Source organism: Pseudodonghicola xiamenensis DSM 18339, assembly GCF_000429365.1.
In the GTDB taxonomy this organism is placed as follows: domain Bacteria; phylum Pseudomonadota; class Alphaproteobacteria; order Rhodobacterales; family Rhodobacteraceae; genus Pseudodonghicola; species Pseudodonghicola xiamenensis.
In genome coordinates, this window is record NZ_AUBS01000002.1 from 35,518 (window position 1) to 50,658 (window position 15,141).

16 protein-coding genes are annotated in these 15,141 nt (G+C 64.5%); 12 read left to right on the forward strand and 4 right to left on the reverse strand.

The features are described 5' to 3' along the window. Nucleotides 1–241: 241 nt before the first annotated feature. The gene (gene irrA / locus G455_RS0103070) at nucleotides 242–679 is read right to left on the reverse strand and encodes an iron response transcriptional regulator IrrA (RefSeq protein ID WP_028092332.1); all 438 of its coding nucleotides are present in this window, start codon (nucleotides 677–679) and stop codon (nucleotides 242–244) included. Nucleotides 680–877: 198 nt separating this feature from the next. On the opposite strand from irrA, the gene fabA reads away from it, so the two are divergent. The 3 genes from fabA (at nucleotide 878) to G455_RS0103085 (ending at nucleotide 3,493) form a co-directional block, all read left to right on the forward strand. Then, the gene (fabA, locus tag G455_RS0103075) at nucleotides 878–1,390 is read left to right on the forward strand and encodes a bifunctional 3-hydroxydecanoyl-ACP dehydratase/trans-2-decenoyl-ACP isomerase (RefSeq protein ID WP_028092333.1); all 513 of its coding nucleotides are present in this window, start codon (nucleotides 878–880) and stop codon (nucleotides 1,388–1,390) included. A 73-nt stretch (nucleotides 1,391–1,463) separates the two neighbouring features. Continuing rightward, complete coding sequence (fabB, locus tag G455_RS0103080; RefSeq protein WP_028092334.1) at nucleotides 1,464–2,693, forward strand: beta-ketoacyl-ACP synthase I; 1,230 nt, start codon at nucleotides 1,464–1,466, stop codon at nucleotides 2,691–2,693. 8 nt (nucleotides 2,694–2,701) lie between these two features. Next, nucleotides 2,702–3,493: an enoyl-ACP reductase FabI gene (locus tag G455_RS0103085; RefSeq protein ID WP_028092335.1), complete on the forward strand. Its 792-nt coding sequence runs from the start codon at nucleotides 2,702–2,704 to the stop codon at nucleotides 3,491–3,493. A gap of 36 nt (nucleotides 3,494–3,529) precedes the next feature. Here the strand turns inward: G455_RS0103085 and G455_RS0103090 are convergent, their stop codons facing one another. The 3 genes from G455_RS0103090 to G455_RS0103100 all read right to left on the reverse strand — a co-directional run bounded on the left by G455_RS0103090 (nucleotide 3,530) and on the right by G455_RS0103100 (nucleotide 5,774). Continuing rightward, complete coding sequence (locus tag G455_RS0103090; RefSeq protein WP_028092336.1) at nucleotides 3,530–4,594, reverse strand: NAD(P)H-dependent flavin oxidoreductase; 1,065 nt, start codon at nucleotides 4,592–4,594, stop codon at nucleotides 3,530–3,532. Between the two features lie 59 nt (nucleotides 4,595–4,653). Then, nucleotides 4,654–5,241: a hypothetical protein gene (locus G455_RS0103095; protein ID WP_028092337.1), complete on the reverse strand. Its 588-nt coding sequence runs from the start codon at nucleotides 5,239–5,241 to the stop codon at nucleotides 4,654–4,656. Nucleotides 5,242–5,342: 101 nt separating this feature from the next. Continuing rightward, complete coding sequence (locus tag G455_RS0103100; RefSeq protein ID WP_028092338.1) at nucleotides 5,343–5,774, reverse strand: FKBP-type peptidyl-prolyl cis-trans isomerase; 432 nt, start codon at nucleotides 5,772–5,774, stop codon at nucleotides 5,343–5,345. Between the two features lie 153 nt (nucleotides 5,775–5,927). On the opposite strand from G455_RS0103100, the gene G455_RS0103105 reads away from it, so the two are divergent. From G455_RS0103105 to G455_RS0103155, 9 genes are all read left to right on the forward strand, one after another. Next, nucleotides 5,928–6,617 carry a haloacid dehalogenase type II gene (locus G455_RS0103105; RefSeq protein ID WP_028092339.1) on the forward strand — a complete coding sequence of 230 codons (690 nt, stop codon included), beginning with the start codon at nucleotides 5,928–5,930 and terminating at the stop codon, nucleotides 6,615–6,617. Then, entirely contained in the window at nucleotides 6,614–7,453 is an 840-nt protein-coding gene (locus G455_RS0103110; protein ID WP_028092340.1) for an alpha/beta fold hydrolase, read from the forward strand. Before G455_RS0103105 ends, G455_RS0103110 begins: the two co-directional genes overlap by 4 nt. Next, complete coding sequence (locus tag G455_RS0103115; RefSeq protein ID WP_028092341.1) at nucleotides 7,450–8,424, forward strand: threonine ammonia-lyase; 975 nt, start codon at nucleotides 7,450–7,452, stop codon at nucleotides 8,422–8,424. Before G455_RS0103110 ends, G455_RS0103115 begins: the two co-directional genes overlap by 4 nt. Nucleotides 8,425–8,600: 176 nt before the next feature. Then, a complete protein-coding gene (locus G455_RS0103120) occupies nucleotides 8,601–9,812 on the forward strand; it encodes a calcium-binding protein (protein ID WP_028092342.1) in 1,212 nt (403 codons plus the stop codon). A 111-nt stretch (nucleotides 9,813–9,923) separates the two neighbouring features. After that, nucleotides 9,924–10,712: a 3-oxoadipate enol-lactonase gene (gene pcaD, locus G455_RS0103125; RefSeq protein WP_028092343.1), complete on the forward strand. Its 789-nt coding sequence runs from the start codon at nucleotides 9,924–9,926 to the stop codon at nucleotides 10,710–10,712. 28 nt (nucleotides 10,713–10,740) lie between these two features. Continuing rightward, complete coding sequence (locus G455_RS0103130; protein WP_028092344.1) at nucleotides 10,741–11,454, forward strand: alpha/beta fold hydrolase; 714 nt, start codon at nucleotides 10,741–10,743, stop codon at nucleotides 11,452–11,454. A gap of 117 nt (nucleotides 11,455–11,571) precedes the next feature. Beyond that, nucleotides 11,572–12,774, forward strand: coding sequence for an MFS transporter (locus tag G455_RS0103135; protein WP_028092345.1), 1,203 nt, complete (start codon nucleotides 11,572–11,574; stop codon nucleotides 12,772–12,774). Nucleotides 12,775–12,855: 81 nt separating this feature from the next. Continuing rightward, nucleotides 12,856–13,944, forward strand: coding sequence for a Zn-dependent alcohol dehydrogenase (locus G455_RS0103140; protein WP_028092346.1), 1,089 nt, complete (start codon nucleotides 12,856–12,858; stop codon nucleotides 13,942–13,944). A gap of 868 nt (nucleotides 13,945–14,812) precedes the next feature. Further along, nucleotides 14,813–15,115 carry an ArsR/SmtB family transcription factor gene (locus tag G455_RS0103155; protein WP_051312124.1) on the forward strand — a complete coding sequence of 101 codons (303 nt, stop codon included), beginning with the start codon at nucleotides 14,813–14,815 and terminating at the stop codon, nucleotides 15,113–15,115. Nucleotides 15,116–15,141 lie beyond the last annotated feature (26 nt).

Consider the following 15,141-nt stretch of genomic DNA (forward strand, 5'->3'; position numbering starts at 1 on the left):
TTGACCAATCGCTCCCCGGCGCGCAAGCTCCGTCTCGGGGCGTTTCCCTTGCTGCAACAAGAGCATCCTCCCCGCCCCATGTCAGGCCCGCAATCCCCCCGGCCAGATCGCGCCGCTCCGCGACGCCCCTGTCAAGCGCGGGCAACGCTTGGCCCTCCCCTACCGGGGCGCCGGGTTCAGACGGCATCGCCCGCCCGGTTAAAGTGACGGAGATGGATGGCGCCCACTCTGGCGCCGCGCCTCAGCGCTTGCGGCGCAGACGGATCACCACTTCGACCGCGGCAATCTCAGCCCCGTCGGGAATCTCGGGCAGGCAGTTGATCTGCAACTGATCCGCCGGAGCATCCGACAGCCGACCCTCGTCTTCCCAATAGAAATGCGGGTGGTCGTGGGTGTTGGTATCGAAATAGCTTTTCGATCCATCAACGGTGATTTCATGCAGGACACCGGCCTCGCAGAAGGCGCGCAACGTGTTGTAGACCGTGGCCAGCGACACCGCTGCCCCTTTGGCCTTGGCGGCTTCGAACAGGCTCTCGGCCGTGACGTGACGATGCTGACCATCGCCGATCAGAAGCTCTGCCAACGCCAGCCGCTGCCGGGTTGGGCGCAGCCCGGCGCCAGACAACCAGTCTGTCGCAAACTCCGTTTCCGTGGCGTATGCCGTCGTGTCCGACGTCATTTTGCGGCTCCGTTGATCATGATGACCGTATATATAGGCGGCGGCCCTCGTGAAACACAAATGATTTTCAATCGCAACAAGCCCGCAACACCTTCTGCGCTGAAAGAGCGCGCCCCGCGCAGCAGACTTGCAGGACCCTTCCGACGGGTGTTAGAGGGACCGTCAATGTCCACCACGCGCCAAGGGAGACGCGGCAGAATGGCCCAATTCGCCAGCAGCTTTGAAAAAGAGGACTTGCTGAAATGCGCCCGAGGGGAGCTTTTCGGCCCCGGCAACGCGCAGCTGCCCGAACCGCCGATGTTGATGATGGATCGCATCACCGAGATCAGCGCCGACGGCGGAGAGCACGGCAAAGGTCATGTGGTGGCGGAATTCGACATCCACCCCGACCTGTGGTTCTTTAAATGCCACTTCCCCGGAAATCCGATCATGCCGGGCTGTCTGGGCCTGGACGGGCTGTGGCAGCTGACCGGGTTCAACCTGGGCTGGCGCGGCATGAAGGGGCTGGGCATGGCGCTCGGCGTTGGCGAGGTGAAGCTGACCGGCATGGTCACCCCCGCCCGCAAGATGCTGACCTATTATGTCGACTTCGTCCGCGTCATCGACCGCAAGCTGAAACTCGGCGTTGCCGACGGCCGGGTTGTCGCCGACGGGGAAGAGATTTATTCGGTTAAGGGAATGAAGGTCGGTCTGTCCGCCGCGGGCACCTAAGATCGCCTGAAACGGGGCCGGCGATTCGTCGTGCCCGACCGCGCTTTCGCGCCATATTACGAGGAGACCGCCGATGCGTCGCGTCGTCGTCACAGGGCTTGGGATCGTTTCCTCCATCGGGAACAATGCCGCTGAGGTTCTGGAGTCGCTGAAAACCGGACGATCCGGCATCACCGCGAACCCGGAAATGGCCGAACATGGCTTCCGCAGCCAGGTCGCCGGAGCCATTGATCTCGATGTCAGCCAGCATATCGACAAGCGCGTGCTGCGATTCATGGGACCCGGGGCCGCCTATGCCTATATCGCCATGGCCGAGGCCATCGCCGATGCGGGGCTGGGCCAGGCCGATGTGGTCAACCCGCGCACCGGGCTTGTGGCTGGCTCTGGCGGGCCCTCGACCAGCGCCATGCTGACGGCGCATCAAAGCGTACTGAACACCGGCGCCACCAAGCGAATCGGGCCCTTCGCAGTGCCCAAATGCATGTCCTCGACGATCTCGGCCAATCTGGCGACCGCTTATAAGATCAAGGGCATCAACTATTCCATCACCTCGGCCTGCTCGACCTCGCTGCATTGCATCGGCAATGCCGCCGAACAGATCATGATGGGCAAGCAGGACGTGATGTTCGCCGGCGGCGGTGAGGAACTGGACTGGACCCTGTCCTGCCTGTTCGACGCCATGGGCGCGATGTCCTCGAAATACAACGATACCCCGGCGACCGCCTCGCGCGCCTTCGACCAAAGCCGCGACGGCTTCGTGATCTCTGGCGGCGGCGGTATCGTCGTGCTGGAAGAGCTGGAGCACGCCAAGGCCCGCGGCGCCAAGATCTATGCCGAGGTGACCGGTTACGCTGCGACGTCCGACGGCCATGACATGGTGGCGCCTTCGGGCGAGGGCGGCGAACGCGCCATGCGGCTGGCGATGCAGACCCTGCCTGAGAATCGCAAGATCGGCTATATCAATGCTCATGGCACCTCGACCCAGGTCGGCGATGTGGGTGAAGTCGAGGCGGTGCGCCGCCTCTTCGGCGAAGGCCATACGCCGCCGATCAGTTCGACGAAGTCGATGACCGGGCACGCCCAGGGTGCCGCCGGTGCATTGGAGGCGATTTTCTGCCTGCTGATGCTGGAACATGACTTTATCGCTCCCTCGATCAACGTCGAAACACTGGATCCCGCGATCCATCCCGGCGAAATTGCGCTTGAAACAGTCTTGAATGCCGGGCTCGACAGCGTCATGACCAACAGCTTCGGCTTCGGCGGCACCAACGGATCCATGATCCTGTCGAAATATCACGGGTAACTCAGAACATGTCGGACATTTTGAAGGGCAAACGCGGGCTGATCATGGGCGTCGCCAATGACCGCTCGATTGCGTGGGGCATCGCCAAGGCCATGCACGAGGCCGGGGCGGAGCTTGCCTTCAGCTATCAGGGCGAGGCCTTCGGCAAGCGGCTGGAACCGCTGGCGGCGCAGGTCGGATCGGATTTCATGGTCGATATGGACGTGACCGATGACGCATCACTTGATGCCGGCTTCGCGGCACTGGCCTCCCGCTGGCCCACCATCGACTTTCTGGTGCATGCCATCGCCTATTCCGATAAATCGGAACTGACGGGCCGGATCCTCAACACCACCCGGGCGAATTTCAAACATTCTATGGATGTCAGCGCCTATTCCTTCATCGAGGTAGCGCGCCGCGCCTATCCGATGATGAAGGGCAACGGCGGTACGCTGCTGACGCTGACCTATCAGGGCTCCACCCGCGTGGTGCCGAATTACAATGTGATGGGGGCCGCCAAGGCGGCGCTGGAATCGCTCACCCGCTACCTGGCCGCCGATCTGGGCCCCGATGGCATCCGCGTCAACGCAATCTCGCCCGGCCCGATGCGGACGCTGGCAGGCGCCGCCATCGGTGGGGCACGCAAGACTTACCGCTTCACCGATCACAACGCCCCGCTGGGATCGAACGCGACGCTGGATGCTGTGGGCGGCACTGCAGTCTATCTGACCTCGGATGCCGGTGCCTGCACCACCGGCGAAATCATCCGCGTCGACGGCGGCTATCACGTGCTGGGCATGCCCAAAGCGGAAAACCTCTAAGCGTCCCCTCATACGGGGAGGAAAGGCGCGGGCGGATCACTCCCCCCGCGCCTTTTGCATTTCGGCGACGAGTTGCGCCACCAGATCGGCTGCCGGCAGCTCCCGCGCCAGCGGCGCCCCCTGCCCGGCCCATTGGGCGCCAAACCCGGTTTCGCCTTCGGCCTTGGCCGCCGCATTCAGCGCCTTGCCGGCATCATAGGCAATCGGATAGGCCGGCGGGACCAGATCGGCATGGGCCTGCGCCCAATCGGTGAACCGGTTCTGCAGGCAACGCGCCGGCCGTCCGGAGATCGCCGCGACCATCCGGGTATGTGTCGCGCTCTCGCTGCTCAGCGCCGCACGATAGGCCGCATCGGCAGCACTTTCGGGACAGCCGATGAAGGCGGTGCCAAGCTGCGCCGCCGACGCCCCCGCCGCCAGCACCGCAGCGATGCCGCCGCCGGTCATGATACCGCCGGCCGCCACCACCGGAACGAAAAGAGATGCCGCCAGAATCTGCGTCAGCGCCAGCGTTCCCAGCCGGTCGTCAGAGCCTTCTGGATCGAAGATGCCGCGATGCCCGCCGGCCTCATACCCCTGCGCCACCACCACGTCGATGCCGGCGGCCTCGACCTGGCGCGCCTCGGCCAGAGAGGTCGCCGAAGCCATCAGCAGGATACCCGCCGCCTTCAGCGCGGCGATCCGCCGGCGATCCGGCAGGCCGAAATGGAAACTGACCACGGCGGGGCGTTCTTCCAGCAAGACCGCCAGCATCGCGTCGTCGACCAGAAAGCTGCGGTAGATTTCCGACAGCTCGACCGGGGGTTCAGCCCCGAACCGCGCGAACAGCGGCGCCAGCGCAGCAAGCCACCGCGCCTCGGTCCCCGCATCGGCACGCGCCGGCGAATGGCAGAACAGATTGACGTTGAAGGGCCGGTCGGTCGCCGCCCTTGTGGCACGGATCGCCTGCCGCGCGACCTCCGGCGTCGAAGCACCGAGCCCCAGCGCCCCGAGGCCACCAGCCCTGCACACCGCTGCCGCCATCGCCGGGGTCGACACCCCCGCCATGGGCGCCTGAAAGATCGGCCAGTCGATTCCGATCCGCTTGCATAAATCCCGCATCTCCGCTCCTCCTTCGGACGTTTATCAGATCGCGACAGCGACCGAAGCGCAAGAGGCGGTCATTCCCCCTTCTGAACCTTCTCGCGCGAGGCCTCCCAATCCTGCCGCAGGGTTTCTGCCGCGCCATAGTCGGCAAAATCACTGTAATGCCTGTGGGTGCCGGACAGTCGTCGCGCGTGCTTTATCGGGCACCAATAGCTTTCGGTACGCGCCGCCACTTCGCGCACGAAGGAAATCAGCCCGTTGCCATATCCGCAATAGACGCAATTCAGCTTTTGCAGCCCGTTGAGATAGGCCAGATGCTGGCGATCTATGGCAATGTGGTCGCGCCGGCGCACCTTGGGAATGCCATAGACCGGAAAGCAGATCGCCTGATAGAGCGTCACGAAGATATCGAGGATCACGAAGGGGATGATCAGCGAATAGATCACCGGAGCAGTCAACACGACCAAAAACCGGGTCCGCGACAGAAAGCTGATCCAGCCTTCGCGCAGCGCACGGTGGCGACGATGGATTTCGGCATCGAATTTCACCCGCCCGTGATCGACGCGATAGCGGAATTCTGCCCGGCCCTTTTCAACCTCCTGCTGGACCGCCTCCTCGATCTCGTGAAGACGCACCAACAACTCATTCAGCTTTTCCGACATCACGTTCTCCCTTCGCGCGGCTCGATGCATATATCAGCACAGCGCGCATCCAGGGGCCATGGCGGAATGGCCCCGGCCCGATGACCGGGGCCGAAGCGATCTTACGGGTTGATCGCGACCAGTTCGATGGCAAAGATCAGATCCTGCCCCGCCAGCGGATGGTTCGCGTCAAGCGTCACAGTCTCTTCGTTTGCCTCTACGACAACCACCGGCACGACCTGGCCTTCAGGGGTCTGCATCTGAAGCTGCGTGCCCGGATCGAGCGGGATATCCGCCGGAATGCCCGCGCGCGGCACCGCCTGGCGGGCGTCGGGGTTCACCGGCCCATAGGCCTCGGCGCAGGGCACTTCGACGGTTTTCGCCTCGCCCATCGCCATGCCGGGCAGCGCGATGTCGAGCCCGGGAATGATCTGGCCCGACCCGACGGTAAATTCCAGCGGCTCACGCCCCTCAGAGCTGTCGAACCGGCTGCCGTCCTTCAGCGTTCCCGTATAGTGGATGCGGACCGTGTCTCCGGTTTTAACTGTGGTCATGAAATCTCCCATCATAGGCTCATTGGGGTGAATTGAGCCGACCAACCTAGAGCCTGTGCCCCGGATGTAAACCCGATGGGCAAATTCGCGCCATTCCGCCCCTTTTCCCTTCGGCGTCGCTGTGCAACTGTTCGCCGCGAGAGGAGGCCCGCGATGGCGTTCAGCACCTATGTCTTCGATGCCTATGGCACGCTGTTCGACGTGGCCGCCGCAGCCCGACAAACAGCAGACGACCCCGCCTTTCCCGCCCTGGCCGGCCGCTGGGCCAAGCTGGCCGAGGACTGGCGGCAGAAACAGTTGCAATACAGTTGGTTGCGCGCCGTCACCGGCGCCCACACCGATTTCTGGGAGGTGACGCAAAACGGGCTCGACTGGGCGCTGGAGGCCTCGGGGCTGGCCGGCGACGCCGCCCTGCGCGATCGTCTTCTGGCCCTGTACTGGGAGCTTCAGGCCTATCCCGAAGTGCCCGCGATGCTGGCCACGTTGAAACAGCGCGGCAAGGCGACGGCGATCCTGTCCAATGGTTCGCCCGACATGCTGGCCGGCGCGGTGAGCTCCGCGGGAATCGACGATCTTCTGGACGATGTGCTCTCGGTCGAGAGCGTCGGCGTCTTCAAGCCCGATGCCCGGGTCTACGATCTGGTCGGCGCCCGCTTTGGCTGCCCCCCGGCCGAGGTTCTCTTTGTCTCTTCCAATGGCTGGGACGCGGCAGCGGCGGCGGGCTATGGCTTTGGCACCGCCTGGGTCAATCGCGCCGGCCTGCCGATGGACCGGCTGCCCTGGCGCCCGGACCGTGTTCTTTCCGATCTGACCACCATCCCCGAACTGACAGGCAATACATGAGCTTTTTCACCACCTCCGACGGCAAGCGGCTGTATTATACCGACACCGGCCCCGAGGGCGCCCGCCCAATCCTCTGCCTCGCCGGGCTGACCCGCAACAGCGATGACTTTTCCTTCGTTGCGCCGCATCTGTCCGACTATAGGCTGATCGCGCTGGACACCCGCGGCCGGGGCCAATCGGAACACGACCCAGATTACATGAACTATAATGTCATCCGCGAAAGCCATGACGCGATCGAACTGCTGGATCACCTGGGCCTGGACAAGGCCACCGTGCTGGGCACCTCGCGCGGGGGGCTGATCGCCATGGCGCTGGCCGCCAGCCATCCGGAACGGCTGACAGCGGTGGTGCTGAACGACATCGGCCCGGTGGTCGGTGCCGGCGGCATCGCCCGGATCATGGATTACGTCGGCAGAAAACCCAAGGCCAAGACGCTGGAGCAGGCCGCCGTCGACATGAAGACAGCGCTGGAGCACGAATTCCCCGGCGTACCGCTGGAGGTCTGGCGCCGGCAGGCGGCGTTCCAATATCAGGAGGTCCCCGGCGGGCTTGAGCTGCGCTATGACGGTGTGGCCCTGCACAAGGCACTGCTGGAACAGGGTGCGACCGGCGCCACCCCCGACATGTGGATGTTCTTCGAGGCGCTGGCGAAACTGCCGCTGGCAGTGATCCGGGGCGCCAATTCCGACATCCTCAGCCATGACACGCTGGAAGAGATGAAGCGCCGTCACCCGGGCCTGATCCCTGCCGAAGTAGCTGACCGGGGCCATCCGCCGTTCCTGGACGAACCCGAGGCGCTGGCCGCGATCCGGGCGCTGCTGGAGCAGACCGTATGACCGATATCGCGATGATCGAGGCCGCCGCCGCGCGACTGGCCGGCCATGCCCGGCGCACACCGATCCTGACCTCTCCCTTCCTGGACGAGATTGCCGGGCGGCGGCTGCTGGTGAAGCCGGAATGCCTGCAGCACACTGGTAGCTTCAAGTTCCGCGGCGGCTGGTCGGCGATTTCCGCCCTGCCGCCCGACGTGCGGGCGAAGGGTGTCATCGCCTATTCCAGCGGCAACCATGCCCAGGGCGTGGCGCTGGCGGCCAAGCTGCATGGGGTGGCGGCGGTGATCATCATGCCGTCGGATGCGCCGAAGATGAAGATCGACAACACCCGCGCGCTGGGGGCCGAGGTGGTGCTTTATGACCGCGCCAAGGAGGACCGCGACGCCATCGGCCAAGCGCTCGCCGCCGAACGCGGGCTGACGCTGGTAAAGCCCTTCGACGATCCACAGGTGATCGCCGGTCAGGGCACCACCGGGCTGGAGATCGCCGAACAGGCGACCGAGATGGGGGTGACCCGCGCCGACGTGCTGGTGCCCTGCGGCGGCGGCGGGCTGACCGCCGGCATTGCGCTGGCGCTGGAGGCCCGGGCGCCAGGGCTGCGGGTGCGCCCGTCAGAGCCCGAGGGCTTTGACGATACCGCTCGTTCGCTCGCCTCGGGCAGGATCGAAATCAACGCCCGGCTGTCCGGGTCGCTTTGCGATGCCATCGTGACCCCGCATCCGGGAGAGATCACCTTTCCGATCAACAAGCGGCTCTGCGGCCCCGGTCTGGTGGTGACCGAGGACGAAGCGCTGCACGCCATGGCGCTGGCCTTCTCGCGGTTGAAGATCGTGGTCGAACCCGGCGGCGCCGTGGCGCTGGCGGCGGCGCTGTTCCACCCCGATCAGATCGAGGGCGAGGCGGTGATCGCTGTCACCTCGGGCGGCAATGTCGATGCAGAAGTCTTCCGCATGGCCTTGGAGAAATTCCCCTGATAACCGCGCCGGCCCCAGTTTTCGCCGCAATGGCCGCCCCGAGGGGCGGCCTTTCTTTTGATCAGCTTCAGGACAGCCCAATCTGAACAGTGATTTAGATCAAAGATTCATATTTCAGAATGTAAATTCTGAGGCAGAAGATTCGAGACGTTTTGAATCGCAGCGGGAGAGTAGATATGACTGATTTCACGGTTCATGGACCGGTTCTGAAGACCATCGTGGGGACAGCGGGGGATGATCGCCTGACTTATTACCTCGATGGTGGCCCCGGCGGTATGCTGCTGCAGATGCCGACACCGAATGTCGGCGGCGGCTACGACGGGGTCTTCCTGCCAAACGGCGGTGATCCCACCCACTTTCTGGGTATCGAGAACATCAGCTTCATCGACCGTGTCGGCGGCGATGACACCCTGACCACGGCGGGCGGCGACGATGTGCTGACCGGACGCGGCGGTCGGGACATGCTGTCGGGCGGCGGCGGCAGCGACTCGCTCTATGGCGGCAGTCAACAGGATGCCCTTTATGGCGGCGACGATGGCGATTACGTCGCGGGCGGCAAGGGCAACGACAGGCTGTTCGGTCAGAGCGGTCACGACAGCCTGTTCGGCGACACCGGCAACGACAAGATCTATGGCGGCGACGATAATGATTTCATCGATGGTGGCCTTGGAAACGACAAGCTGTTCGGTGGCAGGGGCGACGATTTCATTATCGCCGATCAGGGTGCCGATAGGGTCGACGCCGGCAACGGCAAGGATCAGGTCGAAATCTCTTTCGATACCGTCAAGACCGTCGACGGCGGGGCGGGGCACGATATGCTGATGGCCTTCTTCGAACCCGAGGTCCCGGTCGCCGCCACACTGACCTTCGACATGGCCACCGGCGTTTTCCGCTCTGCGGAAGCGTCCATCTCGGGCAGCACCGCAATCAATTTCGAGGATTTCGCCTTTCAGGGCGAAATCGACATCAAGGTACTGGGCACCAATGGCGCAAACCAGCTTTTCGCCAGCGCCGGCGATGATATCCTGCGCGGCAATGGCGGGAGCGACGCGCTTTTCGGCGAGGCTGGCAACGACAAGCTGGTGGGTGGCGCCAAGGCCGATACGCTGAATGGCGGCGACGGCGACGATCTGCTGATCGGTGGTTCCGGCTGGGATATGTTCATCTTCGCGGGTGGGGCTGACACCATCGCCGACTTCAAGGATGATGCCGACACCATCCTGATCCTCGGCGGGCTGGTGCCGTTCGGCACCACGGTCGAGGATATCGTCGACAGCGCCACGGTCGAGGCAGGCAATACCATCATCGACCTCGGCGACGGCAATGTGCTGACCATCGCGGGGCTGACCGATACATCGCTACTGCTCAACGATCTAGAACTGGGCTGATCGCCCTGCTCCCCCCGGCGCGGTTTGGCCCAGCCGGGGGCTTTCTGTGTCACCCCCTTTGCTCCGCCTCTTCCCGGGTCTAAAACGCCCCCGACACCGGAGGAGGCCCAAATGCCGATTGCCGATCTGGGCGAGGTTCAGCTTCATTATCGTTTCGACGGTGCCCCGGATGGGCAGCCGTTGGTTTTTGCCAATGCGCTCGGCACCGATCTGCGGCTCTGGGACCGGATGCTGCCCCTGCTGCCCGAGGGGCTGCACATCCTGCGCTATGACATCCGCGGACAGGGGCAATCCTCGATCCCCGTGGGGCCTTATGCGATGGGGACACTGGTGCGGGATGCCGAACGGCTGCTCGACCTCTTGAACATTCGCGACTGTGCCTTCGTGGGTCTCGGTCTCGGCGGGATGATCGCTCAGGGGCTGGCCGTAAAGCGGCTGGATCAGATCCGCGCGCTGGTGCTGTCGAACACGGCAGCCAAGCTCGGGCTCAAGCCCATGTGGGACGACCGGATCGCACGAACCCGGGCGCTTGGGCTCAGCGGCATGGCGAATGAGGTGATGGAGCGCTGGTTCCCCAAACCCGCGCTGAGCGGCCCGGAGGCCACCACCGCCCGCGCCATGCTGGAGAGCCAACCGCTCGAAGGCTATCTCGGCTGCGCCGCGGCCATCGGCGGCACCGATTTTTACACGCCGACCAGCGGGCTCAGGCTGTCCGCGCTCGGCATAGCCGGGGACCGCGACCGCGCCACCCCGCCCGATCTGCTGCGCGAAACGATAGACTTGATCCCAGGTGCGAAATTCCATCTGATCCGGGGCGCGGGGCATCTGCCCTGCCTTGATCGGCCCGAAGCCTTCGCCACCGCGTTGACGAGTTTTCTGAAGGAGATCGGCCATATCTGACTGGCCGAGACAGGGGAGGGAGACCCACATGTCCGACTTTTTGCTGATCCACGGTTCCTGCCACGGGGCCTGGTGCTGGCGCGATGTCATTCCCGAGCTCGAAGCGCTGGGACATACCGCACGCGCCATCGACCTGCCCGGGCACGGAAAGGACCAAATCCCGGCAGGGGCCCAGACACTCGATGCCTGCGCCGAGGCAATCCTGACCGCCAGCACCCCGGATACCGTGGTGGTTGGCCATTCCTGGGGTGGTTATCCGATCAGCGCCGCCGCCGAGGCGGTTCCCGAACAGATGCGTGGGCTGATATATCTCTGTGCCTATGTCCCGGTCTCGGGCCTGTCGATGATCGACATGCGCAAACGCGGGCCACGCCAGCCGCTGATGCCCCATGTGCGCCGCGCCGAGGACGGCCAAAGCTATACCTTCGACCCCGAAGCGGTGCCCACGCTTTTCTATCATGACTGCCCCGAGGCCTCGGTCACCCATGCGCTGTCCCGGCTGAGCCCCCAGGCGACAGCGCCGCAGGCGACGCCTTTGACCCTTTCGGCGCGTTGGGAAAGCGTGCCAAAGGCTTATATCCGCTGCACCGAGGATCGGGCGATCCCGCCGGAATATCAGGCCGAAATGGTGCGCGACTGGCCTGATCACCGGGTTCATTCTATGCCCAGTTCGCATTCCCCCTTCTTCGCCGACCCGTCCGGGCTGGCGCGACTGACGGACCGGATAGCCGCCACGCTCTGATCCGTCGGGCAGCGGACCTGGCGGATGACACACAGCCACACCGCCTAAGCGCCTTTTCACCCGCCGCGCCGACAGGTAGCGTCTGCCCGAACATCCCGTTGCCTTCCGGTCCCCGCCTTGCCCAGATTGCCCGTCATCTTCCTGCTGATCACCGTCATGCTCGACGCGATGGGGATCGGCCTGGTAATCCCGGTGATGCCGGCGCTGATCGTCGATGTCGAAGGTGGCACCCTGGCCCAGGCGGCGGTCTGGGGCGGCGTGCTGTCGACCGTTTTCGCGGTGATGCAATTCCTGCTCAGTCCCGCGCTTGGCAATCTGTCGGATGCCTTCGGGCGGCGGCCGGTGCTTCTGATCTCGCTCTGCGTGCTGACCTTCGACTATCTGGTGATGGCGCTGGCCGGGTCGATGTGGCTGCTGCTGCTGGGCCGGCTGATCGCCGGCATCTGTTCCGCCACCCCGGCGACGGCGGCGGCCTATATGGCCGATCTGTCCCCACCTGAGCGCAAGACCGCCAATTTCGGTCTGATCGGCGCGGCCTTCGGCGCCGGTTTTGTGATCGGCCCGCTGGCGGGCGGCGCCCTTGGCACCCTGGGTCCGCGGGCGCCGTTCTATGCCGCGGCGGCACTGGCGGCGCTGAACCTGATCTTCGGTCTGCTGGTGATGCGCGAAACGGTGACGGATACGATCCGCCGCCCCTTCTGCTGGTCCCGCGCCAATCCCCTCAGCGCCTTTCGCGCGGTAGGGCAGTTGCCCGGGCTGGTGCCCCTGCTGACAGTGTTTCTGTTGTTCGGTGTGGCACTTTTCGTCTATCCGGCGGTCTGGGCCTTTTTCGCGCAGGAACGCTTCGGCTGGGGCGCGCGCGAGATCGGCTTTTCCCTCGCCGCCTTCGGGATCACCATCGCGGTGGTTCAGGGTGGGCTGATCCGTGTGGCACTTCATTGCCTGGGAGACCGGGGAACGGTGATCTACGGGCTGATCCTGAACGCCGCCGGGCTGGGGCTGGTGGCAACAATCACCGATGGCCGGCTGGCCCTGCTGCTGACCCCGATCGCCGGATTGGGCGCGGTGGTGATGCCGGCGCTGCAGGGGATCATGTCGCGCATCGCCCCTGACAATGCACAGGGGGAACTGCAAGGCGTGCTGACCGCAACCAACGCGTTGGCCATGATCCTTTCGCCTCTGCTGATGACCGGCGCCTTCGCCGCCTTCACCGGCGCCGCAGCCCCGATCTATCTTCCCTCTGCCCCCTTCCTGCTGGCGATCCTGCTGCTGATCGTCGCCTTCGTCGTGTTCCTGCGCAGCCGTTTTGCCGTGACGTAAACGCCAGGGCTCCCCGGTACATTCCGGCTTGCTCCAGACCGGGCGCTGGGTCAGGCTGCGACGAAAGAGGGGAGAGACTTCATGCAAACCATCAAAGCCGCCGTGTGCCACGAATTCGGCCAGCCTCTGGTCATCGAGGATATCCAGATCGCCCCGCCCGGCATGGGCGAGGTCGAGGTCGAGATCGACGCCGTGGCGATCTGCCATTCCGATATCAGCTATGCCGAGGGCGGCTTCGGCGGCGCTCTGCCCGCCGTCTATGGCCACGAGGCCGCCGGCCATGTGACCGCGCTGGGAGAGGGCGTGCAGGGGCTCGCCGTCGGCGATCCGGTCTGTGTCACCCTGATCCGTGCCTGCGGCCACTGCATTTCCTGCGGGTCAGGCCATCCCACCACCTGCGAAACCCCCTATGACGGCACCAAGGGGCCGATCCAGACCACCGCAGGCGATGCGCTGTTTCAGGCCATGGCCACCGGCGCCTTCGCCGAAAAGGTGGTAGTCGATCACAGCCAGGTGGTGAAAATCCCCGAAGACATGCCGATGGACGTGGCCTCGGTCATCTCCTGCGGCGTGATCACCGGCGTCGGCGCGGCAACCCTCGCCGCCGAGATGCGGGTGGGCCAGGACGCCGTGGTGATCGGCGCCGGCGGCGTCGGGCTGAACGCCATTCAGGGCGCCCGCATCGCCGGCGCCCGCCGCATCGTCGCGGTCGACATGCTGGACGAAAAGCTCGAGGTCGCCAAGGAATTCGGCGCCACTGATGTCGTTTCCGCCACCGAGGCGAAACCATGGAATTCGGTGAAGAAAATCCTCGGGCGTGGGGCCGATGTGGTGCTGGTCACCGTCGGCGTGGCCGAAGTTTATTCGATGGCGCCCCGCTATCTGGCCGCGGGTGGCCGGGTGGTGATGGTCGGCATGCCACATGGCGACAAGGTGGCGACCTATTCGCCGCTGATCATGGCCGATGCCGGCCAGGGGCTGACCGGCTCGAAGATGGGCAATGTCGTGATCAAGCGGGATATTCCCTGGATCATCGACCTCTACAAGCAGGGCCGGCTGAAGCTGGACGAACTGGTATCCCGCCGCTGGAGCTTCGATCAGATCAACGAGGCGATTGCCGACACCAGGACCGGCGCCGCCCGACGCAACGTGATCGTCCTGAAAAAATAAGCGCAGTGTATGGAGGGCCCTGCCCCTACCCATGGTGATCGCAGCCTTTTCAAGGCTGACGATCGCCAGCTGGGGCGGCCAGGACGAGGATCGCGGCGGCCCAGTCCAGGCCTGATCGTCACGCGAAGTGGCCGAAGACCGCACCGACCCGCAGTTCGGCCGCATGACCGGTTCACCATCTCCGGGGCGATTCGCCTCGGCCAGGCGCAGAAACCCCATGGCTGCTCCGGTTCAAGGAACCGGCGCCTCCCGACAATGTGATAGAAATGGCACATGTCGCTGCCGGCGAACGGCTGACTTCCAAGATGGAATTCGCCGCCATGCCGCAAAGCCGGCGCCATCGGCCCCCTGCAGCCGGCGCAGGGACACAGCGGGGGATTGGGAAAATCGGGAAAATCGCCGCCCGGGCCGAGTTCCACAACGCCCTGATGGCTCCACATCTTTGCGACCGCCCGAGCGAATGAACCGCAGATATACATTTTTCCGCCCCTAGCCCCAATATCTTGATGGACGAGACCATCGAAACGTCATTCCAGGACGCGCGGATCAAGGGCTCGATCTGGGTCGAAGCGGGCCTTGTGCCCCCACCCCCGGCCCTGGTCTCGGGGGAGAGCTGGACGAGGCGCTGGCCCAGCCCCCTATGCCGGCACGGTGCTGCATCTGCAGATGCGGGAGGTGGCTTGTGACCATGTAGACGAGAATATGTTTCAAGGTGACGCCCCCGCCCCGACCGCCAAGCCATGGATGTCGGACAGAGGTGGCTTGACCCGCATTTCTGAGCCACTATGTCACATTACAACAACCAGAGGTTTCCTGAAACTTGACTGCCCAGACTGCCATCGAGCTACCGCCTGAAACACCCGTCGACATGGCTACCCGTGCCAGCGAGGCTGCGGCCTTTCTCAAGACGCTGTCTCATGAAGGGCGGCTTATGATCCTGTGCCATCTCAGCGCCGGAGAACGGTCCGTGGGAGAGCTGGAAAACCTGCTGAACATCCGTCAGGCAGCCGTCAGCCAGATGCTGGCGCGGTTGCGCGACGAAGGTCTGGTGACCCCGCGCCGGGACGGCAAGACGATCTATTATTCGCTGGCCGACCGAAATACCGAGCAGATGATCGGGCTGCTTTACAAGCTGTTCTGCGACAACACCGAAGCCGTTCCCACCGCCTGACCGCAAGCCCCCCGCCGCGAACGCCC